Origin of the sequence: Sedimenticola selenatireducens (genome assembly GCF_007625115.1) — a bacterium.
GTDB lineage: Bacteria > Pseudomonadota > Gammaproteobacteria > Chromatiales > Chromatiaceae > Sedimenticola > Sedimenticola selenatireducens_A.
The window spans coordinates 80,289-102,648 of the sequence record NZ_VMNH01000010.1 but is presented as its reverse complement, the minus strand read 5'-3'; the positions used below and the strand labels follow the sequence as shown (position 1 = coordinate 102,648).

Here is a 22,360-nt window from a genome sequence, read left to right as displayed (position 1 = left end):
AGCTGTCGTCCAGATTACTTATGAACGCCCAGACGATCTCTCCAGCCTGGGAAGATCTGGTCGGCATCCTGCGGGAATGACTCGAAGGCACGGGCAAACTCTTTGTGCTCCTTGGCATACTCAACAGGGTCTGCACCCTCTTTCCAGCACTCGTAAGCCTGACGCAGAGAGATGGCGCCTGCCGCTGGGCTGTCGATATGGCCGTAAGAACCGCCGCCGGAGGTGTTTATCACGTTGCCGTGGCCCAGGTTCTCGAAGAAGCCGGGCAGACGCAGCGCGTTCATGCCACCAGAGATGATGGGGGTGGTGGGTTTCATGCCATACCACTCCTGGTGATAGAACGGACCATCACAGCTGTCACGCTCAATCATGTAGGCGATGATCTTGTCATCCTGTGAACCTTCCATCTTGCCGTAGCCCATGGTGCCTACGTGGATACCTGAGGCACCTTGCAGACGGGCCATCTTGGCCAGAACAAAGGCGGTATAGCCGCGTTTGGACGAGGGTGAGGTCACGGCACCATGGCCGGCACGATGGTAATGCAGGTACTGGTTAGGATATTGGCGGCGCGCCGTGGTGATCATGCCTGGGCCACCGACGTAACCGTCGACCAGGAAGGCTACGTGAGAGGCGTTTTCACCAAAGGTCTCAAGCACATAGTCAGCACGAGCCAGCATTTCGTAGTGATCGTCTGCAGTGATGTTGGCTGAGAAGAGTTTGGCTTGACCGGTCTCGTCCTGGGCGCGCTTCATGGCGTCCGCAACCAGTGGTATTACCTTCTTCATGGGGCAGAAGACCTGGTTGCCTTGTGGCTCGTCATTCTTGATGAAGTCACCGCCGAGCCAGAACTGGTAGGCTGCATCGGCAAAGGGCTCTGGGCGCAGGCCGAGTTTTGGCTTGATGATGGTTCCGGCGATGTAGCCGCCGTTCTCAACAGGACGTCCTAGAATGCGCCACATGTCGCTGATGTCTTTGGAAGGGCCGTCAAACAGTTGCAGCATTTTGGGTGGTACGTAGAAATCCTGCATCTGGGCATTCTTTACATCACCCATGCCCTGGTTGTTACCAATGGCGAGCGTGAGGAAAGAGACCAGCATGACACGGCCATCAATGACGTTGCGATCAAAAAGATCATTTGGGTAAGCGATCTTCATGATGCCGCGAGCTTCATCAATCTCGTAAACCAGTGCGTCAACCCCTTTGGTGAAGTCATCCGTGGTGCAGACTTCAACATTAGTTCCGGTGGATGATTCTGCCGCGAAGTGAGCAGCGGTAGACAGGTAACCGTAGCCTGCAGCAGGCTCCATGGTGTAGGCAACCAAGACGTGGTTACCATCGGCGATCAGCTTGTCTTCGTTGAGACTCAGGTCGGCATAGCGACTGGTTTGGTCAAGGGCCATCTGTTGTTACCTCACTACTCTCTATTATGATTGGTGTAATTGCATTCAGTGCACTGCAAATAATTCGATTCTCCCGTAGGAGTTGAGGTGACTATAGCCATGGTTGACTATAAATAAAACTAAAAGTTTTTGATTGTTGTGATAAGGTTAGGCTTATAACAAGATAGGGGAAGTAGCGCTATGAATTTCACCATTCGCCAGTTGAAAGTATTCGAGGCCGTAGCCACTCATTTGAGTTTTACAAGAGCTGCTGATGAGCTCTATCTTAGTCAGCCAGCCGTCTCTATGCAAATCAAACAGTTAGAAGAGAGTGTTGGCCTGCCTCTCTTTGAGAAATTGGGTAAGAAAATCCATCTGACCGAGGCTGGAAGAGAGCTGCATGCCTATGGAAAGGCGATCTTTCGTCAACTGGAGGAGATGGAAGAGGTGATGGAGGCGCAAAAAGGGCTGAGTCGAGGTCGGCTCGACATCGCTGTAGCCAGTACCGTCAACTATTTTGCACCCCGTGCACTGGGTGCATTTTCCCGTCATTATCCAGGTGTCAGACTCAGTCTTTCGGTGAATAACCGGAAGGAGTTGATGCGCATGCTCGAGCAAAATGAGAAAGATCTGGTGCTGATGGGGCAGCCCCCTGAAGTGCTCGATTTGGAGTTTGAAGAGTTTATGGACAACCCGTTGGTGGTGATTGCCCCGCCTGATCATCCACTGGTGGGTCAGCGCACAATTCCATTAAAGAGGATTGCAGAAGAGACCTTCCTGATGCGAGAAGCCGGTTCTGGTACGCGGTTGGCTTTGGAGCGTTTTTTTCAGGAAAAGGAGCTTGAGCTCAATTGTGGTATGGAGATGAATGGCGGTGAAGCCATAAAGCAGGCGGTGAGAGCCGGTCTGGGTCTGGCGGTGGTTTCCGCACATACTATTGAACTTGAACTGGAGACGGGTCGACTAGTGACCTTGGATGTGGCTGAATTTCCGTTACTGAAAAAATGGTTCATGGTGCATCGTCGTGGTAAGCGACTTTCACCCTCCGCCCAGGCGTTTCATGACTTCCTGCTCGGCAATGGTTTGGAAGAGATCAACAAAATTAGATAGGGACTTGGCCAGGGCAGTTAGGCTAAAATGATCTGTTTCGCCTAACGCGAGTGGTTAATTCAGCAAATTCTGGTAGAACTCCCATTACCACAGGGTGGATATTCCCTGATGGCTATGCTTTACAATGGCCGGTGGGGCCTCCAGCTAGAGAGTACGGAATCGGGTATGTCAGAGCGGCAACAGAGCAGCGAATCAAGATCAGCGGGTCAGTTCAAACTGCTAAACAGTATTGAAAGCCCCAAGGATCTCAGGTTGTTGCCTGCCGAACGGTTGCCCGCGCTTGCCGATGAACTACGTCACTTTTTGATTGATACTGTCTCACGCACTGGCGGACATCTTGCCGCGGGCCTTGGCGTGGTGGAGCTCACAATCGCTCTGCACTATATATTGAACACACCCGAGGACCGCCTTCTCTGGGACGTGGGTCACCAAGCCTATCCCCATAAAATTCTAACGGGACGCCGAGATCGAATGGGCAGCCTGCGTCAGCTCGACGGCATATCGGGTTTCCCGCGTCGGGATGAGAGTGAATACGACACCTTTGGTACCGGCCACTCCAGTACCTCTATCGGTGCAGCCCTTGGCATGGCGGCGGCGGCTAAAAGGATGGGTGTGAAACGGGAAGTCGTGGCTGTGATTGGTGATGCCGCTATGGGCGCGGGGATGGCATTTGAGGCACTCAACCATGCGGGTGCCCTCGATCTGGATATGCTGGTGGTGCTGAATGACAATGACATGTCCATATCAGACCCGGTTGGTGCCTTCAGAAATCATCTGGCCCGCCTGCTTTCCAGCAAGTTTTATACCCGGGTTCGGGAGGGTGGTAAATCCGCACTCAGCAGTCTGCCGCACATATCAGAATTGGTCGGACGCTGGGAAGAACACATGAAGGGTATGGTGATGCCGGGCACCCTTTTTGAGGAGTTGGGTTTCAATTACATCGGGCCGATTGACGGGCATGATCTTGAGACATTGACGGCTACTCTGCAGAATATGAAGCTCATGCATGGGCCGCGGCTGCTGCATGTGGTGACTCAGAAGGGGCGGGGCTACAAACCAGCCGAAGGTGATCCGCTGGTCTATCACGGTGTTACGCCGTTTGATCCCAAGACCGGCAAGATGGATAAGAAGAGCTCAACCGGGCCAAGTTATACGGAGATCTTTGGTCGCTGGTTGTGTGATGCGGCGGCTGCGGATAAGCGTCTGGTAGCGATTACCCCGGCCATGTGTGCCGGTTCTGGCATGGAAACCTACGCCAAGCAATTTCCTGATCGTTATTACGATGTGGGTATTGCTGAACAGCATGCGGTTACCTTTGCGGCCGGTCTGGCTTGTGATGGTGTGAAGCCTGTAGTGGCGATCTACTCAACATTTTTGCAGCGTGCCTATGATCAGATGATTCACGATGTGGCGCTGCAGAACCTGGATGTCACCTTTGCTGTGGACCGTGCTGGTCAGGTCGGTGCCGATGGGGCTACACATGCCGGTAGTTTTGACCTGAGCTATGCACGTTGCATTCCGAACATGGTAGTGATTGCGCCATCGGATGAGAATGAGTGCAGGAAACTTCTGCAAACGGCCTATCATCATGAGGGGCCGGCATTAGTGCGTTATCCACGTGGCTCAGGTTGTGGTGCAGCGGTTGCTGATGATCTCTCCATGTTACCTCTAGGTGAGGGCGAAATTCGTCGTCAGGGTCAACAGGTCGCTATCCTTGCTTTTGGTAGCTTATTGGATACGGCGTTGGAGGTAGCGGATCGGGTAGATGCCACCGTGGCCAATATGCGATTTGTGAAACCCCTGGATGAGGCATTGGTCCAGAAGATGGCCAATACCCATAGTTTACTGGTCACCCTGGAAGAGAATGTTGTGCAGGGTGGTGCGGGCTCCGCTGTCAATGAGTACCTAGCGGCAATTCAGCATTCCACGCGCGCTATCAATCTGGGATTGCCCGATCATTTCATAGAACATGCCACCCCGGCCCAACAGTTAAAAGAAGCGGGTCTGGATGCAGAGAGTATCTTGCAGGTGATCAATCAGGCACTTAAGCAAGAGAGTGGTCTGGCAGCGGGTTGATTCTGCTTAGCGGTTACCTTTTTCGTGAAGTCACTTCCACTTCAATCTCTTCATTTGCAGGCCTTGCTTCCAAGGCCTCTATCTACTGATAGTATTGAAGGGTAGGTTGCAGAGTAGCCAGCCTTTGCCTGAGTCATAATACCTAAACGGACCACATAAGAGAGGATTCTATGAAACGTTTTTTAGCCCTGTTTGTCGTGCTAGGTGCTGTCCTGTTGGCTGCTCCCGGTGTTATTGGCTATCAGGTTGAAACGTATTACCAGGGATTGATAGCGCAGTTTAATAAAGGTGGGCTTGAGGTAACTTCGCAAGAATATCGACGGGATTGGTTTGGTGCTGAGGGACGCACGAGTTTTCTGGTGAAATTGCCGGTGGGTCCGGATCGTAGTGAAACTGAAACGTTCAGGTTTACCCTGTTGAGCCAGATTGATCATGGCCCATTGACGGCCGCTGGCCTGGGGTTGGCCAAGATTCAGAGTGAAATAAGTGCAGAGGGTGAGGCGATTCTGCCAAAGGATTATCAGGCTGATATTAACACGCTGATCGATATCGGCGGACGCGGTGTTACCCGGATCAAGTTGCCTGCTACGGATATTGAAGCAGGCGATAATCGCCCTGCGATTCATTTCGAAGGGATGGAGGGGGAAATGCGGTTTGATGCCTCCTTTGAGGCGGTCACTGCCAACTTTACGCTCCCTGTATTAACGTTTAGTGATGCGTCACAACAGTTGTTGGAGATTGCGGGTGTCTCTCTTAATACCCGCTCCAGTAAGGGGGTGTCCGGCCTGATGCTGGGCGGCGGTGAATTTACAATTGAAAAAATTGGCATAAAGGATTCTGACAGCGGGACGCATGTTGAATTGGCCCAGCTTGGTATAGACGCACAGAGCAGTGCAGAGGCGGATTCAGTCTCTGCTTTTGTTCGCTATCGTGTGGAGAAAGTGCAGGTGGATGATCAGGTTTATGGGCCGGCATTGCTTAAAGTCGGTTTTGGAAATTTGCCTGCAGCGGTCCTGCTAAAGATTCAGCGCTCCGTGGAAGAGATCAATGCACAGCAGCTCTCAGACGAGAAGAAAGGTATGGCCTTGTTGAGTGTGTTGATGGGGAATGCGTCCGGGCTACTTAAAGGTAATCCGGTCATTACTGTTGACTCATTGTCAGTGCAGACACCCGATGGTCTGATTGAAGGCCAGCTTTCGCTTCAGGCCGTTGATCTTGAGTGGAAAGAGATTACCAATGCGCCCGTTGTGTTGAGTAAGTTAATTGGTGATGCCTCTCTACGGATGCCTGAAAAGATGCTTCGTATGTTGCTGCAGCAGAAGGTCCAGGCAGATCTTATGAAGCAGTTTGAACAGCGCCGATTAGTGGATCCTGAGAGTGAGATGCCCACTGCTGAGCAGTTGTTTGCTATGAGCTCGAATGTAGTGGAGCAGCAATTGGTTGTGTTATTGGGTCAAGAGTTTCTTACTAAAGAGGGTGATGCTATTTTCACCAATGCCAAGTTGGCGGATGGTTTGTTGAACGTCAACGGAAAGACCATACCCCTTCCGATGTCACCGCAATAATCAGTAATGAGAAATAAAAAATGCCGCTAAATGCGGCATTTTTTATGCGTTAAAGATGAAATCAGACTCTGCGATCGTCCATCATTTTTTCGATGATTGGGGTCAAAATGATCTCCATGGCCAGTCCCATCTTGCCGCCGGGAACAACCAGAACATTACGCCGTGACATGAATGAGTCATGCAGCATCGAGAGCAGATAGGGGAAGTCGATGTTGAACTTCTTTGGGTCTCTGAAGCGAATCACCACAAAGCTCTCGTCGGGACTTGGAATGTCACGTGCGATAAATGGATTTGAGGTATCCACCGTCGATACGCGCTGGAAGTTGATATCGGTGCGGGAGAATTGCGGTGTAATGTAATTGATATAGTCCGGCATACGTCGCAGGATGGTATCCACAATGGCTTCAGCGGAATAGCCGCGCTCAGCATTGTCGCGGTGAATTTTCTGAATCCACTCCAGGTTAACGATGGGTACCACGCCGATCAGCAGATCGACGAACTGGGCCACATTCGCATCATCAGTGACGACGCCGCCATGCAGTCCTTCATAGAACAACAGATCAGTATCATCGGGGATATCTTCCCAGGGGGTAAATTGTCCTGGGCCCAGATTGGTGCTAAGGCGGTCGTTATGCTCAATGGCCTCCTCTTCACTATGCAGGTAATAGCGTTTTTTGCCGGTGCCACTTTCACTGTAGCATTTGAACAGGCTTTCGAGCTCGCCAAATAGATTTGAAGCAGGACCAAAATGACTCAGGTTCTCCCCGCGTTGAGAGGCCTCGGCCACTGCCTCCCGCATTGCTGCTCGATCATAGCGATGGAAGCTGTCGCCTTCGATAATGGCCGGGGTGACACCGTCCCGATAAAAGATGTGCTCAAAGGCCCGTTTGACTGTGGAAGTCCCCGCGCCGGATGAGCCAGTAACCGCAACGATCGGATGTTGTTTGGACATGTTAAACCCCTGAATCTAGAAACTTCTTTCCAATTACCAGCAATTCTGACAGTGCAGAACCTTAAGGAGAAGTAACAATATTTTTCCTTATCCATAAGGTATTATTATGTTGCGTGCTACTTTTATCAGCCTATTAATATCTGACTGAGTACAGCCAGTATGAATTTAGGCCTGCGATCTTGCAATCCGTCTCAGGCCAGGGTCGACTCAATGCCGATACTTGTAGCCGCATGTTGCAGGGCGTTGAGGCGAAAATGATGCCGGTGTCCATCTTTCAGTCGTTTCAATACGCCTTGCTTATCCAGCATGCGATTGACTTGTGGGCGACCACCGACCAGAAAGACCTCTCTCCCCGTGCTCTGGGCGTCATAGATCATATCATCCAGGGCTCGGCAGGAGGTGAAATCTACCCTGGGCACATCGCTTAAATCTAATACCAGTGCTCGATAGTGGTCGAACTGGGCTAGTCGGCGGGACATCTCCTTGGCGGCACCAAAGCTCATCGGACCCGCGAGATGATAAAGCAGGATATCCCCCTTGGCTGATTTCATGATGACCTTCTCATCATCTGACAGCGGTGTCCCTGTTGTATCAGGGTCAGTGATGGTGTTGATATTCTGCATCTCCAGGTCGGCCATCTCCTTTAAAAACAGCAGGCTGGCCATCACCATTCCGGTAGCTACTGCGATCATAAGATCAACAAACACGGTCAATAGTAAAACCGCCAGCATTTTGATGATGCCGCTCATCGGGACATGACGAATCCTTTTGAAGTAGTCCCAGTCTATGATGTCGGTACCCACCTTAATCAATATGCCTGCGAGTACGGCATTGGGTATGTGGCTTGCCACAGATCCGGCTCCGAGAATGATCGCTAACAGGATGATGGAATGAAGGGCGCCGGAGATGGGTGTTCTACCGCCAGCTTTAATATTAACAACGGTGCGCATGGTGGCCCCGGCACCCGGTAGGCCGCCGAAAAGGCCAGCAATCGTGTTGCCAATGCCCTGGCCGATCAATTCCCGGTCTGATTTGTGGTAAGTGCGGGTGATATTGTCAGCAACGAGTGAAGTAAGCAGTGAATCAATCGCACCGAGTGCTGCCAGGGTAAGCGCAGACTTAATCATCCCTGGAAAAAGATGCAGATCAAACGCGGGCATCTGTGGAAGTGGCATTCCCGTCGGTATCTCACCGAGCACCGGGGCTTTGCTCTCAGGGAAGATGAGCAGTATGGCGAGTGTGCCTAGGATCAAGGCTAATAGAGGGGCAGGAATAATCTTGTTAACCTTGGGAAGTAGTGCTGGGAGCGCGTAGACAATGACCAGTGTGAGCAGACCCAGAGTGGCCGCATCAGGCTGAAGATCATTGAGGAATCCTGGGATTGCCTGCATCGCTTGAAGCGGCTTGGCTGGGCTGTCAAAACCAAGTAGTGGGCCAATCTGCAATACTATGATGATAATACCAATACCGCTCATGAATCCTGAGATCACGGGGTGGGGAACCAATTCAATAAATTTTCCCACGCGTAACAGGCCAAACCCTATCTGGAAGAGACCGCCCAGTATGACCACTGTAAAAGCCAAGGCGGCCCCATGTGCAGGGTTATCTGGGAACATGGCGGTGTACTGGGTGAAGATCATCGCCATTACCACCGTCATAGGGCCCGTCGGTCCCGATACCTGTGCGGGTGTTCCACCAAAAAGTGCGGCAAAGAAACCGACGAATATGGCACCATAGATTCCCGCAATGGGCCCCGCGCCAGACGAGACGCCCATCGCCAGTGCCAGCGGCAGGGCAACTACTGCGGCTGTCAGACCGCCATAGATATCACCCTGCACATTACGAAGATGCAATCCATTTATGAGTGGCATTGAGGACCCAGAAAGAGATCGGAAGGTGCTTGATATTAGCACATTTGGTTACATAGCAAAGTGGTGGGCCCTGGGATGGATGCTTTTATGTGGGTAGTTAAAAATTCTATTGCCAGTGGGGCTTCGGCCCCAGTAAATGCCCACTACCTCCTTGATATTTATTAGATTTGGCTGATATACTTTTATACCCGCATTGTCCGGAGTGACAGATCACCCGCAGGTGATTTCTGGGTTATCCGCGAGACATTTGAAACTGCTTACCGTCGTACTGAATGATTTTCTGCCAGCGTTTTATCCGTTTGTTGGCGACATCATTTGATGTGCTGGTCCATTCTGGGTTGGCCTGCAGGCAGTAAATTGTGGTGAATATGGACGCCGTTACCGACCAAACAATCCAGTTGGTCTTTTGCCTGATACTCATGGCCCGATGGCCGAAGAGGGTGTTTAGGCAGCAAATATTATAATAGTGCATTTGGGGTATAACAGTTAATGGAGTCTTCGATCGCTCTCGAGAAGAAGGAGCCGGCCACGCTGAATATTAAAAATATAGTGGCGGCAGTGCTATTCACGTTACTGGCTATTGGCTTGGCGAGTGTAGTGCCGACCATTCAGATCGCCTGGGTGTCCGCGTTGCTGATCCTCACGATCTATCTCTTTGCCTTTGAGGTGGTAGGGGTTGATGTGGCCGCGATGACCGTGATGGTGTTGCTTGGGCTGACCAGCCTGTTAGCACCGATTATGGGGCTTTCAGAAGGTTTGGTTGCAACAGAGCATCTGTTTGATGGCTTTTCGAGTAATGCGGTGGTCTCGATTATTGCGGTTATGATTATTGGCGCCGGTTTGGACAAGACGGGGCTGATGAGCAAGGTGGCCGCCTTTATCCTGGAGGTGGGCGGCAGTACCGAGAAGCGGATTATTCCAATCATCTCCGGTACAGTGGCGTTCATCTCCTCCTTTATGCAGAACGTGGGTGCGGCAGCGCTGTTTCTCCCGGTTGTGAGCCGTATCTCGGCGCGTTCCGGGCTGCCGATGTCACGCTTGCTGATGCCGATGGGTTTTTGTGCCATCCTCGGTGGCACGGTGACTATGGTGGGGTCATCTCCCCTGATCCTGCTCAATGACCTTATTCTGACATCCAACCGAGCCCTTCCGGAAAATCAGCAAATGGATGTCTGGTCGTTGTTTTCCGTGACGCCTGTAGGTGTGGCCCTCGTGATAACAGGCATCCTCTATTTTGTCTTGGCAGGACGGTTTGTACTGCCGGGTGGTGGCAGTGAGAACGGCACTACAGCGACCAACTCAATGGAGTATTTCCAGCGTATCTACGATATTGACTATGCCCTTTTCGAGGTTGTGGTTCCACCAGAGAGTACACTGGTTGGCAAGAAATTGGATGATGTTGAAACGGATTTTCGGGTTCGCATGATCGCAACCAAAGGTTCTGGTGGCCGGGTTCGCATTGGACGGGGTGATCTGGCACGGGATTTTGCCATCGAAGGCGGTATGGTTCTGGGTGTGCTGGCATCGCCCAAGTGTCTGGCCAGTTTTGTTGAAAACTTCGATTTGCGCTTGCGCAATGGCCTCAAGTCGTTTGCTGAGTCACTTGCCTCCACTAAGGCCGGTATTGCTGAGATCGTTATTCCACCTGGTTCTCAGCTGATTGGTAAGAGTGCTCGTGATGTCTGGTTGAGAAAGACCTATGGACTATCGATGGTGGCCTTGCATAGGGACGGTACAACTCTGCAAGAGGGTGACCATATCCGAGATTTGCCCTTGAAGGCTGGCGATACGCTGGTTGTGCACACGGCTTGGGAGTCGTTGGTTCGGCTAGAGTCAGATCGGAACTTTGTTGTGGTTACAACCGAGTATCCCCATGAAGAGACGCGTCCACAGAAGGTTGGCTGGGCTGGGCTATTCTTCAGTATTGCGCTGGTGATGGTGCTGTTCACGGATATCCGGCTTTCGATCGCACTGTTGACCGGTGCCATTGGTATGGTGCTTTCAGGTGTTTTGAAGATTGAAGAGGCTTATACTGCAGTCTCCTGGAAGACGGTGTTTCTTTTGGCGAGTCTTATTCCGCTTGGTTTGGCGGTAGAGACCAGTGGTACCGCCAAGTGGATTGCCGAGCAAACCATTGCGGTAGTCGGCGATATGCCTATCTGGGTGATCCAGTCGGCCGTTGCAGCACTGGCGACCTTCTTTACCCTGGTCATGTCCAATGTAGGTGCGACCGTGTTGCTGGTTCCGCTGGCTGTGAATATCGCGATTGGAGTAGGTGCTGATCCGGCGGTATTTGCCCTCACAGTTGCCATTGCGACTTCAAACTCCTTCCTCATTCCTACCCATCAGGTGAATGCGCTGATCATGGGGCCGGCCGGTTATCGCGTACCCGACTTCCTGCGTGCAGGTGGCGTCATGACGCTGCTCTTCCTGGTGGTCATGATTTTCATGATGAACCTGATATTCTAGCGTTACACCTGTCTAAAAGAGTCGGGCGTTCAGCCAGAGGTGGGTGATAATGCTGGCCGCATAGGCCAGCAATATCACGGGGGACCACTTGAGGTGGCTGAAAAAGGTGTACTGACCTTTGGATTGGCCCATCAGGGCAACACCTGCGGCTGACCCTATTGCCAGTATCGATCCCCCGGTGCCGACGCTCATGGTTACCAGCAGCCACTCCCCCTGTGACATTGTGGGCATCATAGTTAAGACACCATACATGGTCGGGACATTTTCGATCACGGACGAGGCGAGTCCCACCGCGATATTGGCCGAGGTTGCACCCCACTGGTTGTAGAGCAGATCGGATGCGGTTGCCAGGTAGCCGATATACCCCAGACCACCGACAGAGAGCGCTACCCCATAGATAAAAAACAGCGTATCCCACTCTATGCGGGCTACCCGGACGAATACGTCGAATGGGTTTTTACTGTCCATGGGAATGGGCAGGGCCAGTTGTTCAGTGTCGGTTATTCCCGGCTCCTGAGATCGATGGGTCTTCTTAAGGTAGTAGCCAAAAAACTGCAAATAAGAGAGCCCAGTCAGCATGCCGATCACAGCGGGTAGGTGGAGTAGGCCCCTGAAAGCAACTGCTGTGGCTATCGCGCAAAGGAATAAAAGTATGATCCTGCGGGCACCCCTGCGCATGACTACCTGCTCACAACTGGGTTTGAGTTCCCCTCGTGGTAGCGCAAAATGCATGATACCGGCAGGAATCAGATAGTTAACCAGAGAAGGAATGAGTAGGTTAAAGAAGCTCCAAAAACTCAGTGTCCCGTTAGTGGTTTCAATATTCTGCTGCCAGACCATTAGGGTCGTGATGTCGCCAAATGGACTGAAGGCCCCACCTGCGTTGGCGGCAATAACCACGTTGATGCAGCCCAGGCTGATAAAGCGGCGGTTGTCTGGTTCTATTACCAGGATCAGTGCGCCTACCAATAGTGCGCTGGAGAGGTTGTCTAGGAAGGGGGAGAGCAAAAATGTGGTTATTCCGGTACTCCAGAAAAGCCCCTGATAACTCAGACCTCTATTGCAGAGCCAGGTACGTAGTGCGATAAATACCTGCCTTTCTCCCATGGCGTTGATGTAAGTCATCACCACCAGGATCAACAGCATCAACTCCGCATAGTGCAGCAAGGTAACCCGAACGGCCTGTTCTGCACTGTGCGTTGTACCTGTTTCGACAGCCATCCAGCCGATCAAGGCCCAGATCAAGCCGGCAGCGAGTAGGACCGGTTTGGATTTTCTTAAATGGGTAATCTCTTCGAAGCTCACCAGCAAAATGGCGGTGACAAAAATGGTCAGGGCGAGAATGCCACTCCAGTGACTTGCCATATCGATTGCATTGGGGGAGGCGTCGGCTGCGAAAAGGGTGTTGCTGGTCAACAGCAAGATCAGCAGAAGCAGGTGAGCTGATGTTTTCACAGGATTCATATCATTGCCGGATACCAGGGAGCCAGCGAACATGATAGCGGAAAACGGCTGGGTTGAAACTACCGGCAGCGGGACTGCCGGTAGTAATGGCTTGGCTTAAAATATAGCGGCGTTAATCCATAGATGGGCATAGATACTGGCTGCATATCCCAGTGCGATTACGGGTGCCCATTTCAGGTGGCCGAAGAAGGTGTAACGACCACGGGCCTGGCCCATTAGGGCGACTCCTGCCGCTGAGCCAATTGATAGCAGCGAGCCGCCAACGCCGGCTGTTAGTGTCACCAGCAGCCACTGGCCCATCGACATGTCCGGCATCATGGTCAGTACGGCGAACATGACGGGAATATTATCTACGATAGCCGAAAGAACGCCGACGATTACGTTTGCCGTAGTGGGGCCAAGCTGTACGTACATTAGTTCAGAGGTGAGAGAGAGGTAGCCGATAAAGCCCAAGCCACCAACGCAGAGCACGACACCGTAGAAGAAGAGCAGGGTATCCCACTCTGCACGGGCCACTTTATTGAATACGTCGAAGGCCACCACATCGCCCATCTGGCTGTCGTGTTCCAGTTCGATGGCGGCGTCACCATTGGTGGTGTTGCGTTCACGGTGATAGGTCTTCTTGAGGAAGAAACCGAAGAACTGCAAATAGGCCAGGCCGGTCAGCATGCCGATGACGGGCGGCATGTGTAGGAAGTTGTGGAAGCTGACGGCTGTTGCAATAGTCAGGAGGAACAGGACGATAATGCGTTTTGCGCCCCGTTTCATGGCGACTGCTTCTCCACCACCGGATGGCTGCTCATTGGGTACGGCGAAATGCATAATCGAGGCAGGGACCAGCCAGTTGATCAAAGAGGGGATAAATAAGGCGAAGAAGGTACTAAATGCGACCACGCCCTGGGGTGTTTCTACTCCTTTCTGCCAAACCATCAGTGTGGTGATATCGCCGAACGGACTGAATGCTCCACCGGCATTGGCGGCCACCACGATGTTGATACAAGCCAGCAAGATGAATTTGCTGTTACTGCCGCCCACAGCGAGTACCACGGCACACATCAACAAGGCAGTGGTGAGGTTGTCCGCTACAGGTGAGATGAAGAAGGCCAGCACTCCGGTAATCCAAAACAGCTGGCGGAAACCAAACCCCTTGGCGACTAGCCAGGAGCGCAGCGCTTCAAAAACGTTACGTTCATCCATGGCGTTGATGTAAGTCATGGCCACCAGCAGGAACAGCATTAATTCGGCGTATTCGAGCAGATTGTGACGAACAGCGGCCTCTGCTTCATGGGTAAAACCGTGGCTGGCATAGTACCAGGCGATAATTGACCAGATGATGCCTGCCGCGAGAATGACCGGTTTGGATTTCCTTAAATGAGTGAACTCTTCCGCCATTACCAGCAGATAGGCGATGGCAAAGATACCGATAGCGGTATAGCCAACCCAGTGGCTGGTCAGGTCAATACTATTGCCGCCGGTCGCTGATGCCAGCGCCATTCCCGGCAGGGCGGCCAGGAGAAAAAACAGGATTTGTATGGATTTACTCACCAGGATACTCCAAAAAATCAAATTCAGTACCAGTAAAGGCTGGTAATTAAAAAGCTGAGCAGTTAGACAGCATAAGTGCCTCTTGCTAACTGGGACGGAGTTATACCATTTTAGTTGCAGAGTGTGGAGCTATGGTGTGTGTACAGTGAGTATTTTTCTCTCAATAGGGGTATTGATGGTCGCTATTGAGTGAAATAGAGTTCGCCATAGTAGGCGCTGGCCTGAAGGCCTGAGTTATCGGTGTCGGTCATGATGGCTACCACGTCCACATAGCGTACTGCTTCGCCAAAAAGTTGTTTGAAGTCTGCCCTTACATTGCGTTTTTCCCGATACATCATCCCCGCCACATCACTGGCAGAGCGAACGGCGATCATCTGTGAGCGATCGGTAAAGGCATTGGACCAGACCGATCCAGCCAGTTCTCTGCTTGACCAGACATAGTTGATTGCCTTGGTGCGCCAGGGGAGCAGGCCCCCTTCCCGGATGACGTAGACTCGGGCGCTATAATCATCGCCCGCCTTACTCTCTTCATCCAGTTCTTGGAGTCCCTTTTCGAGTTGCCATTGCCAGTTGAGGTAGGGTGTTTCATTAAGGTCCACCCGGATCTTTTTATACAGACCCGAAGCGGTGCCGTTACTGATGGCATGAATAACCGGAGTACCATCCAATTGGGTTGCCCGGTAGTCCGTGTTCCCTTTGAAGCTGTGCTCATCCCATTCGGACAGCCCCAGCATGGCAATGTTGCTCACCCGCGCCTGGTTGGCGATAGCCACGGTCGCGAGGCTGAGGCTGACCGTCAGAAGCAGTGCGTTTCCAAGAGCTATCTTCATGCGGTATCACCACCCTCGGGAAGGGCCTTTCCTGGGTTAAGAATACCGTGCGGATCAAACTGTTTTCTAATGGCATTCATGAGGTGCAACGTGGTCGGTTCAATCTCGCGGTCGACAAAATCTCTTTTTTCCAGCCCAACGCCGTGTTCACCGGAGAGGGTGCCGCCTAATTTAAGGACCAAATCAAAAGTTTGTTCCAGGCACTGATGGGCGCGCTGCATCATATCTCGATCATTGGGGTCTGTGAGCAGGTTGACATGAATGTTGCCATTTCCGGCATGACCAAAATTGACTATTTGAATATCGAAGGTTTGAGAGAGCGCCTCCAAACCGGAAATGAGATCAGGAATTCGGGAGACCGGTACAACGACATCTTCGTTGATCTTTTTTGGGGCAATGTTTCGTAGTGCTGGTGACAGGGCCTTGCGGGTCAGCCATAGCTTCTCCACCTCTGCCGCGTTCTCTGCGGTCTTTATCGCCACAATGCCCTCAACTCGGGCTGCCTGAATGACAGAGGCCGTGGACTCGGTGAGACCGTGAGCCGGGCCATCCACCTCTATCATGAGCAAGGCACCTACATTGTCCGGTAGATCCAGGTCAGAGTAACTGCGTACCATCGCTATGGCCGCACCATCCATGAACTCCAGCGCGCAGGGTGTAATGGGTTGGGCCATAATGGCAGAGACCGCCCGGGCAGCGGCATGCATATCCTCATAGGTTGCTTGAACGGTAGCCTTTGCCTCCGGTAGGGGGGTCAGTTTTAGCACGGCCTCGGTGATGATGGCCAAGGTGCCTTCTGATCCGATCAGCAATCGGGTCAGATCATATCCCACCACGCCTTTGGTGGTGATGACACCCGTTCTTATTTCTTCGCCTGTCCCGATCACTGCGCGCAATCCAAGGGTGTTTTCCCGGGGTGTGTTGTATTTTACAGCGCGAGGGCCCGCTGAATTGTAGGCAAGATTACCGCCGATCGTGCAGACGGCGGCGCTGGTGGGATCGGGGGGCCAGAAAAACCCATGAGGTTCGAGTGCTTGCTGCAGCGCCAGATTGGTAACGCCAGGCTCAACCCGCGCAATGCGATTGGCCGGATCAATCTCAATGATCCGGTCCATTCGTTCGAGGGAGAGTACGATACCGCCACGGTCCGGCACGGTCGCACCAGTGGTGCCGGTTCCCTTGCCCCGTGCGATCAGATTGATCCGCTGATCATAGCAGAGTTGTACAATCTGCTTAACCTGATCATGGGTGGTAGCGAAAACTACTGCGTGGGGCAGGGCGTGCCGACGGCTGTTATCGTAACCATAGGGCCAGCAATCCCCCGGCTTAGTCAATACGGCCGTTTCGCCGACAATTCCGGCTAATGCTTGTCGGACGCTATCGGTTATGGGATTTTCAATGCCCTTTTCAGAGGTACTCAAAGACCTTTACCACTTTCACTACGCCATCCAGGTAACGGATTTTTTCTACCACGGCAGTGGACTCTTCTGGCGTCACCATGCCCATTAGATAGACGACGCCCTTTTCGGTGATCACTTTTACCCGTGTAGGGTCGAAGCCGGGGAGGTCGATATTGAACAGTTCTATCTTTGCCTTGGAGGTGATCCAGGTGTCCTTGCTCTGCTGCGTTAATGTGGCGTTGGGGCCAACTTGCACCTCATTAATTGTCCGTTTAACCATCGGTGTGTTTGAGGCGATCTGCTCGAATTGAGACCGATAGCTTTCACTTTCAGCTTGGCCAGTCAATAGGACCAAGTGGTTGTAAGCGCTCGCACTCATGCTGCTGTGTTCCCTTAGTTCAGGCTGTTGAAGCAGTTCATTCATGATTTTTATGGTGATGGTTTTGTCATCCAGTATGGTTCCGGCAGATCGACGGTCGTGAATGACAGATGCGCCTGTCGCGGCGCCTCCAACAACGGCGGTGGCACAGCCTTGCAGTAAGCCCAGGCTAATTGAGAAAAGTATAAAAAGGGGTAGTAATCTACGCATGGGTTTCTCCGTTATTCCCTTAGTGTCCAAGGAGTTGTCTGTCTATTAAATCACACAAGCAGTGGATGATGAGGAGATGGGCCTCTAATATCCGGGCGGTGGAATCGCTTGAAACACAAAGCTCTTCATCCCCTTCAAGCAGTAAACCGGATAATCGTCCTCCGTCCCGTCCATTCAATGCAATGACAAGCATTTTACGCTCATGGGCTACCTGAATCGCGGCATTAATGTTTTCAGAGTTACCACTGGTGGTGAAAACCAGCAGTAGATCACCGGGGTGGCCCAGTGTCCTCACTTGCTTTGCAAAGACCTCATCATAGTCATAGTCATTGGCAATGGCTGTAAGGGTCGATGAGTCAGTCGTCAATGCTACAGCAGGAAGCCCCGGTCTCTCTCGTTCAAAGCGATTCAGCATAATTGATGAGAAATGCTGGGCATTCCCAGCGCAACCTCCATTACCACACGTGAGTATTTTCCCCCCTTCCAGCAGTCTGTTGACGATCAACTCCGCGCATGAAGCAATCGGGTGAGCCAGCTCGGAGAGGGAGTCCATCTGTACCTGGACGTTCTGACTGTATATGTTGTTGATGTGTTCGATCAGATTCATTTAAACAAGTTCCTGCTGAAATGCATTGGGAATCCATTCGATATGCTCATTCGCTGCCCCGGTGATTGCCAATACATCAAATCGACAGACTGAATTATGCCGCTTATGGGCCTCAAGATAATGGTATGCGGCCCGGATGAGCTTCTTTTGTTTGCTGGTTGTGACACTCTCTGCCGCTGAGCCAAAGGCGCTCTGCTTCCGATAGCGCACTTCAACAAATACCAATGTGCGCTGATCTTCCATGATGATGTCAATCTCACCCATTTTACAGCGGTAGTTTCGCTCTAGTATGCGCAGGCCCTGCTGTTCCAGATAATTGCACGCCAGCTTTTCAGCTTCATTACCCCTCTTCCAGCCCTGGAAAAAATGGCTCATTGCTTATTCAGCAGCTTTAATTACAGCCGACCCCTCGCCTGAACCAGTGGGTTCGGGTTTGGTGTCCATTGCAGGTTGTTCAGGTAGTTGTGTGGGCTTTATTTCCGCAATCTCTTCCATCTCTTCGGCCATAGTCGCCATTCGGGGGGCATAGCCAATGGCCCGAGGATTGCCTTTTACCATTTCAGCCCAGACCAGTTGCCGGTGAACCTGGCGAATGCCGTCAAGATAGAGATTGCCGGTTTTGCCATCAATGCTCTCATTGGAAGAGGATTGCAGGCGCCCCAAGTGGGGGAGTAGTTTGAAGCTGTCGATACCCATGGCGTAGAGGCGTCGATAGGCCCCTTTACTGCCGGGAAGGATCTGGGCCAGTTTGTCCATTGAGAGAGGGCTGTCTCCCTCATTGATCAGAAGCCAGGGGATGTCCGGGAATTTTATCCCCTCGAGATCCTGATCAGCATCTGGCGTTGGTGATCCTGTGTAGATGCTTGAAGTCGAATAGATCGGTAGGTTTGCGGCATGGTGAAATTGGAATTGTGGGCGAATCTGCCTCCCTTTGGAGGGATTGGCCGCCATGAATATAAAGTCCGCATCGTCGCGCCGACGTGGTTCAAACTCCAGTTTCTGGCCGAGTATCCGTTGTAGTCTGCTGCGTCTTGATTGGCTCTCATCAAGATTCAGCAGGGCTTGGATAGCCGCAGAAAAGTCGTCCTCTTTTGCGTCGTAACGCTGTTGTTCGCTGAGCGTTCCACCTAATCTTTCCCAGCGATTTCTGAATGCACTCAATACCCGATCTCCCCAGTCGCCCTTGGGTGTGAAGGCAATGGCGCTGGTATGTCCATCAAGCCAGGCACGTTCTGCCACCTGTCGGGCTTCATCTTCTGGCGCCAGACCAAATTGATAGAGTGTGGTCGGGGGTGTTGTCTCGGGTGGGACCTGATTCAGGGCCAAAACGGGGATTTCAAGTTCACCAGCCCTAGCCAGTTGTGATACACCGTCCTTATTCAGCGGACCAATGACCATGTCTGCACCACTCTCCACCGCTTGGCGATAGAGCGGCCAGGTGTCTGCACTATCACTGCTGTCATAAAAGACCAGCCGTGGTCGGCTCTCAATGGGTTGCTCGTAGTAGGCGGCCATAAAGCCATCCCGTATGGCTTTTGCTGCGCTGGCATAGGGGCCGGTCTTGGGTAGTAGGATGGCCAGATGGTTTGGTGGTCTGTATTGGCTCTCCAGTTTTTCGAAGTAACCTTCGAGTAAGCCGGGGACGGCCGGATGGCTAGGGAATTTTTCACGCCAAAGTTTGAGTTGTTCCTGAATCCGCGAGGTACCGCCAGTATGGCCCTTAATGATGCGAGCCAATGCCATCCAGCCTCCTTGAATGCCAGGAGGATTGGGTTGGAGCAGGTCAAGGGCGGTATCTGTAAGTGCCGAGAGTGTCTGGATGATCAGAAGCTGATTTGCCAGGCGTTTATCCATGTCTTCGATCAGCAGATCGAGGTCGCCCAATTCGTTTGCACTCTCAAGTAGATTGCCTGCGAGTCGGAATCCCTCCGCCCGTACTGCGTGAAAGCGTTGTTGCAAATCACTTGATGTGTCGCTGGGCATGCCTTCATTGAGCAGTGATAATGCTTCATCAGGTCTGCTCTTGCTGATGGCCAACTCTGCAATCAACAGCCGTTTTGGGAAATCGAGATTGGGCGCAGCGCGGGTGTTGATCCGTGCAAGAAGGGCCGCGGCCTGTTCATTCTCTTCGGCGTGGAAATAGTTCTCCGCCGCCCTCAATAACAGTGCCTGATCCCCTGGGGGTAACGTCTGCTTAGCCAATTCCTCAAATAACCGCGCTGCAGCCGCGTAATCTCCAGCAGCTTCCAGGGCGCTGGCTTGCTCATTCAGAAGGTTTGTTGTGGTGTCACCGTCTCTTACGCCGGGTAACGGAACGCAGCCGATTACAAGCAGCAGGAGGATGAGCGATAAGAGAAAGTTTGTATGTCTAGGTTGCATGGTCGCTTCAGGGCAGGCAGGATTGAGCAAGACAGTATCTTTTTTTGGGGTGTGCCGTGTCAATGGATAAGGGGGTGTTATATATCGTAGCGATGCCGATAGGTAACCGTGCAGACATCACAGAACGGGCAAAAGAGGTGTTGGCATCGGTAGATTGTATCGCTGTAGAAGATACCCGTCACAGTCGCCCCCTGTTGCAATCACTGGGAATTACTACCCCGTTAATGGCGTTGCATGAACACAATGAATCGCAATTAGTGAGTCGTCTGGTGGATCAGTTGGATAGCGGTCGCTCCTTGGCTTTGATTTCTGATGCGGGCACACCCTTGATCAGTGACCCCGGTTTTCCTTTGGTGCGGGCCTGCCAGCAGGCGGGTGTGCGGGTCTGCCCAATCCCAGGGCCTAGTGCCGTCATTTGCGCACTTTCGGCGGCGGGGTTGCCAACGGATCGGTTTTTATTCGAAGGGTTTCCTGCCAGAACATCATCGGCCAGGTGCGACCAGTTTTCCCGGCTTAAAAATGAGTCAATGACGCTGATTTTTTATGAATCAAGCCACCGGATTACGGAGTCATTGGCCGATATGGCGCGCGTGTTTGGCGGAGACCGGCAAGCCGTGATTGCGCGGGAGTTGACCAAGCTGCATGAAACCATACTCTCCCACTCATTGGATGAGCTATGCCAGATTCTTGAGGAAGACGCTAATCAGCGGCGGGGTGAGTTTGTTGTTCTGATTGCGGGGGCTTCACGTAATGAGGATGAAATTGATCCTGAGGCGCAACGTATCATTGAGATTCTGTTGGAAGAGATGCCTACCAAAAAAGCGGCGGCGATTGCTGCGAAAATAACCGGCATAAAGAAAAACCGTATTTATCAGCTAGCCTTGACGCTGAAAAAAGAATGATTGCCGTTCCGGGAATCTGTCCCCGGAACGGCAATACTTTCAGCTCCCGCGTTTGGGATGGATCTCAATCTTTTTCGATCGTTTTGCCTCTACCTTGGGAATGATTACCTCAAGAACACCGTCTTTACCACTTGCCTTGATCAGTTCCGGATCGGTATTGTCCGGCAAACTGAAGCGGCGATAGAAACTGCCATAAGAGCGCTCAACCCGCTTGAATCCCTCTTTGTTTTCAGTCACTTCGTGGCGTTTTTCGCCCTTGATGGTCAACATGCCGTCTTCCATGGAGAGCTCTATTTTCTCGGGTTCTACTCCCGGAATGTCGGCATGGAGTACATAGCGATCGTCTTCTTCCTTAATATCAATTGCGGGCGTCCAGTCGCCACCTAGAACGCTGGAGTCATCCCTTTGTGCCAGGTTATTGCGTGTCCCGCGGCTTAGATCATCCTGCCAAAGCCTCATCAGCTGCCAGGGATCAGATGTCATGCGCGTCATTTGAAACCTCCGGTAAATTAGCTATTCCCACTAAAAATATAGGGTGGTATTTAGCAATTTCAAGAGGTGTTTTTGCGGAATTTTATGAGGGGGTTACCCTCTCTTCCTGACTGGGAAGAGAGGGGATTGATGGGACAATTTAGCCCGCAAAATTGGCCGAAACAGCCTTCCAGTCGACAATTCCCCAGATGGACTCGAGGTATTTCGGGCGAGCGTTACGGTAATCGATGTAGTAGGCGTGCTCCCACACGTCGATGGTCAGTAGTGGGGTCTTGCTATCCGTCATCGGGTTGCCCGCATTGGAGGTGTTGACGATCTCCAGACCGCCCTCACTGTTCTTTACCAGCCAGGTCCAGCCAGAGCCAAAATTGCCCGCGGCAGAGGCGGAGAATTTTTTCTTGAACTCATCCATAGACCCGAAAGTGCTATCGATTGCACTCGCTAGTTCACTACTGGCGTCTGAGCCACCGGGGCAGAGACAGTTCCAGTAGAAGGTGTGATTCCAGATTTGGGCCGCATTGTTGAACAGGCCACCCGAGGATTTCAGGATGATGTCTTCCAGGGATGCACCTTCGAATTCAGTGCCTGTAACCAGATTGTTCAGGTTGGTTACATAAGTCTGATGATGCTTGCCATAATGGAACTCAAGGGTCTCTTTTGTCAGAACCGGTTCCAGTGCGTCCAGGCCGTAGGGTAGTGGGGGAAGTTCGTATGCCATTTTGCTTCTTCC

General features: G+C 52.1%; 19 protein-coding genes. 5 read left to right on the top strand and 14 right to left on the bottom strand.

From position 1 onward, the window contains the following. Positions 1 to 14 precede the first annotated feature (14 nt). Positions 15 to 1,400: a ribulose-bisphosphate carboxylase gene (locus FHP88_RS10455; protein WP_144358988.1), complete on the bottom strand. Its 1,386-nt coding sequence runs from the start codon at positions 1,398 to 1,400 to the stop codon at positions 15 to 17. A gap of 180 nt (positions 1,401 to 1,580) precedes the next feature. Here FHP88_RS10455 and FHP88_RS10450 point away from each other — a divergent pair, with 180 nt between their 5' ends. The 3 genes from FHP88_RS10450 (at position 1,581) to FHP88_RS10440 (ending at position 6,130) form a co-directional block, all read left to right on the top strand. After that, a complete protein-coding gene (locus tag FHP88_RS10450; protein WP_144358987.1) occupies positions 1,581 to 2,489 on the top strand; it encodes a LysR family transcriptional regulator in 909 nt (302 codons plus the stop codon). A 165-nt stretch (positions 2,490 to 2,654) separates the two neighbouring features. After that, complete coding sequence (gene dxs, locus FHP88_RS10445) at positions 2,655 to 4,565, top strand: 1-deoxy-D-xylulose-5-phosphate synthase (RefSeq protein WP_144359025.1); 1,911 nt, start codon at positions 2,655 to 2,657, stop codon at positions 4,563 to 4,565. A 170-nt stretch (positions 4,566 to 4,735) separates the two neighbouring features. After that, positions 4,736 to 6,130 carry a YdgA family protein gene (locus FHP88_RS10440; RefSeq protein ID WP_144358986.1) on the top strand — a complete coding sequence of 465 codons (1,395 nt, stop codon included), beginning with the start codon at positions 4,736 to 4,738 and terminating at the stop codon, positions 6,128 to 6,130. 61 nt (positions 6,131 to 6,191) lie between these two features. On the opposite strand, the gene FHP88_RS10435 is transcribed toward FHP88_RS10440, so the two are convergent. The 3 genes from FHP88_RS10435 to FHP88_RS10425 form a co-directional block, all read right to left on the bottom strand. Then, positions 6,192 to 7,082 (bottom strand): phosphoribulokinase, encoded by an 891-nt coding sequence (locus tag FHP88_RS10435; RefSeq protein ID WP_144358985.1) that lies wholly within the window; start codon positions 7,080 to 7,082, stop codon positions 6,192 to 6,194. Positions 7,083 to 7,273: 191 nt separating this feature from the next. Continuing rightward, a complete protein-coding gene (locus tag FHP88_RS10430; RefSeq protein WP_144358984.1) occupies positions 7,274 to 8,953 on the bottom strand; it encodes a SulP family inorganic anion transporter in 1,680 nt (559 codons plus the stop codon). Between the two features lie 232 nt (positions 8,954 to 9,185). Further along, positions 9,186 to 9,374 carry a hypothetical protein gene (locus FHP88_RS10425; protein WP_144358983.1) on the bottom strand — a complete coding sequence of 63 codons (189 nt, stop codon included), beginning with the start codon at positions 9,372 to 9,374 and terminating at the stop codon, positions 9,186 to 9,188. Between the two features lie 68 nt (positions 9,375 to 9,442). Here FHP88_RS10425 and FHP88_RS10420 point away from each other — a divergent pair, with 68 nt between their 5' ends. After that, positions 9,443 to 11,422 (top strand): SLC13 family permease, encoded by a 1,980-nt coding sequence (locus FHP88_RS10420; RefSeq protein ID WP_144358982.1) that lies wholly within the window; start codon positions 9,443 to 9,445, stop codon positions 11,420 to 11,422. A 12-nt stretch (positions 11,423 to 11,434) separates the two neighbouring features. Here FHP88_RS10420 and nhaD (FHP88_RS10415) read toward each other — a convergent pair whose 3' ends face one another. From nhaD (FHP88_RS10415) to FHP88_RS10380, 8 genes are all read right to left on the bottom strand, one after another. Then, positions 11,435 to 12,886: a sodium:proton antiporter NhaD gene (gene nhaD / locus FHP88_RS10415; RefSeq protein ID WP_144358981.1), complete on the bottom strand. Its 1,452-nt coding sequence runs from the start codon at positions 12,884 to 12,886 to the stop codon at positions 11,435 to 11,437. A 96-nt stretch (positions 12,887 to 12,982) separates the two neighbouring features. Beyond that, positions 12,983 to 14,380 carry a sodium:proton antiporter NhaD gene (nhaD, locus tag FHP88_RS10410; protein ID WP_186297688.1) on the bottom strand — a complete coding sequence of 466 codons (1,398 nt, stop codon included), beginning with the start codon at positions 14,378 to 14,380 and terminating at the stop codon, positions 12,983 to 12,985. A gap of 233 nt (positions 14,381 to 14,613) precedes the next feature. After that, positions 14,614 to 15,261 carry a DUF3047 domain-containing protein gene (locus FHP88_RS10405; RefSeq protein ID WP_144358980.1) on the bottom strand — a complete coding sequence of 216 codons (648 nt, stop codon included), beginning with the start codon at positions 15,259 to 15,261 and terminating at the stop codon, positions 14,614 to 14,616. Next, positions 15,258 to 16,682, bottom strand: coding sequence for an FAD-binding oxidoreductase (locus FHP88_RS10400; RefSeq protein ID WP_420492998.1), 1,425 nt, complete (start codon positions 16,680 to 16,682; stop codon positions 15,258 to 15,260). Before FHP88_RS10400 ends, FHP88_RS10405 begins: the two co-directional genes overlap by 4 nt. Next, the gene (locus FHP88_RS10395; RefSeq protein WP_144358979.1) at positions 16,669 to 17,250 is read right to left on the bottom strand and encodes a BON domain-containing protein; all 582 of its coding nucleotides are present in this window, start codon (positions 17,248 to 17,250) and stop codon (positions 16,669 to 16,671) included. The genes FHP88_RS10400 and FHP88_RS10395 overlap by 14 nt, the downstream gene beginning before the upstream one ends. A gap of 19 nt (positions 17,251 to 17,269) precedes the next feature. After that, entirely contained in the window at positions 17,270 to 17,857 is a 588-nt protein-coding gene (locus FHP88_RS10390) for an SIS domain-containing protein (protein WP_144358978.1), read from the bottom strand. After that, a complete protein-coding gene (locus FHP88_RS10385) occupies positions 17,858 to 18,232 on the bottom strand; it encodes a YraN family protein (RefSeq protein ID WP_144358977.1) in 375 nt (124 codons plus the stop codon). It abuts the gene before it with no gap. 3 nt (positions 18,233 to 18,235) lie between these two features. Further along, positions 18,236 to 20,236, bottom strand: coding sequence for a penicillin-binding protein activator (locus FHP88_RS10380; RefSeq protein ID WP_144358976.1), 2,001 nt, complete (start codon positions 20,234 to 20,236; stop codon positions 18,236 to 18,238). Positions 20,237 to 20,298: 62 nt separating this feature from the next. Between FHP88_RS10380 and rsmI the strand changes: the two genes are divergently transcribed. Continuing rightward, positions 20,299 to 21,138 (top strand): 16S rRNA (cytidine(1402)-2'-O)-methyltransferase, encoded by an 840-nt coding sequence (gene rsmI, locus FHP88_RS10375; RefSeq protein WP_144359021.1) that lies wholly within the window; start codon positions 20,299 to 20,301, stop codon positions 21,136 to 21,138. A gap of 39 nt (positions 21,139 to 21,177) precedes the next feature. Here rsmI and FHP88_RS10370 read toward each other — a convergent pair whose 3' ends face one another. Further along, positions 21,178 to 21,630, bottom strand: coding sequence for an Hsp20/alpha crystallin family protein (locus FHP88_RS10370; RefSeq protein WP_144358975.1), 453 nt, complete (start codon positions 21,628 to 21,630; stop codon positions 21,178 to 21,180). A gap of 139 nt (positions 21,631 to 21,769) precedes the next feature. Further along, complete coding sequence (locus tag FHP88_RS10365) at positions 21,770 to 22,348, bottom strand: superoxide dismutase (protein WP_144358974.1); 579 nt, start codon at positions 22,346 to 22,348, stop codon at positions 21,770 to 21,772. Positions 22,349 to 22,360 lie beyond the last annotated feature (12 nt).

What these genes read in the sequence shown, in the direction of transcription:
- FHP88_RS10440 (WP_144358986.1), top strand. Translation starts at nt 4,736, where the DNA reads ATGAAACGTTTTTTAGCCCTGTTTGTCGTGCTAGGTGCTGTCCTGTTG.
- FHP88_RS10405 (WP_144358980.1), bottom strand. Translation starts at nt 15,261, where the DNA reads ATGAAGATAGCTCTTGGAAACGCACTGCTTCTGACGGTCAGCCTCAGC.
- FHP88_RS10455 (WP_144358988.1), bottom strand. Translation starts at nt 1,400, where the DNA reads ATGGCCCTTGACCAAACCAGTCGCTATGCCGACCTGAGTCTCAACGAA.
- FHP88_RS10450 (WP_144358987.1), top strand. Translation starts at nt 1,581, where the DNA reads ATGAATTTCACCATTCGCCAGTTGAAAGTATTCGAGGCCGTAGCCACT.
- FHP88_RS10425 (WP_144358983.1), bottom strand. Translation starts at nt 9,374, where the DNA reads ATGAGTATCAGGCAAAAGACCAACTGGATTGTTTGGTCGGTAACGGCG.
- nhaD (WP_144358981.1), bottom strand. Translation starts at nt 12,886, where the DNA reads ATGAATCCTGTGAAAACATCAGCTCACCTGCTTCTGCTGATCTTGCTG.
- FHP88_RS10390 (WP_144358978.1), bottom strand. Translation starts at nt 17,857, where the DNA reads ATGAATCTGATCGAACACATCAACAACATATACAGTCAGAACGTCCAG.
- rsmI (WP_144359021.1), top strand. Translation starts at nt 20,299, where the DNA reads ATGGATAAGGGGGTGTTATATATCGTAGCGATGCCGATAGGTAACCGT.
- FHP88_RS10420 (WP_144358982.1), top strand. Translation starts at nt 9,443, where the DNA reads ATGGAGTCTTCGATCGCTCTCGAGAAGAAGGAGCCGGCCACGCTGAAT.
- FHP88_RS10435 (WP_144358985.1), bottom strand. Translation starts at nt 7,082, where the DNA reads ATGTCCAAACAACATCCGATCGTTGCGGTTACTGGCTCATCCGGCGCG.
- nhaD (WP_186297688.1), bottom strand. Translation starts at nt 14,380, where the DNA reads ATGGCGCTGGCATCAGCGACCGGCGGCAATAGTATTGACCTGACCAGC.
- FHP88_RS10385 (WP_144358977.1), bottom strand. Translation starts at nt 18,232, where the DNA reads ATGAGCCATTTTTTCCAGGGCTGGAAGAGGGGTAATGAAGCTGAAAAG.
- FHP88_RS10370 (WP_144358975.1), bottom strand. Translation starts at nt 21,630, where the DNA reads ATGACGCGCATGACATCTGATCCCTGGCAGCTGATGAGGCTTTGGCAG.
- FHP88_RS10380 (WP_144358976.1), bottom strand. Translation starts at nt 20,236, where the DNA reads ATGCAACCTAGACATACAAACTTTCTCTTATCGCTCATCCTCCTGCTG.
- FHP88_RS10395 (WP_144358979.1), bottom strand. Translation starts at nt 17,250, where the DNA reads ATGCGTAGATTACTACCCCTTTTTATACTTTTCTCAATTAGCCTGGGC.
- FHP88_RS10365 (WP_144358974.1), bottom strand. Translation starts at nt 22,348, where the DNA reads ATGGCATACGAACTTCCCCCACTACCCTACGGCCTGGACGCACTGGAA.
- dxs (WP_144359025.1), top strand. Translation starts at nt 2,655, where the DNA reads ATGTCAGAGCGGCAACAGAGCAGCGAATCAAGATCAGCGGGTCAGTTC.
- FHP88_RS10430 (WP_144358984.1), bottom strand. Translation starts at nt 8,953, where the DNA reads ATGCCACTCATAAATGGATTGCATCTTCGTAATGTGCAGGGTGATATC.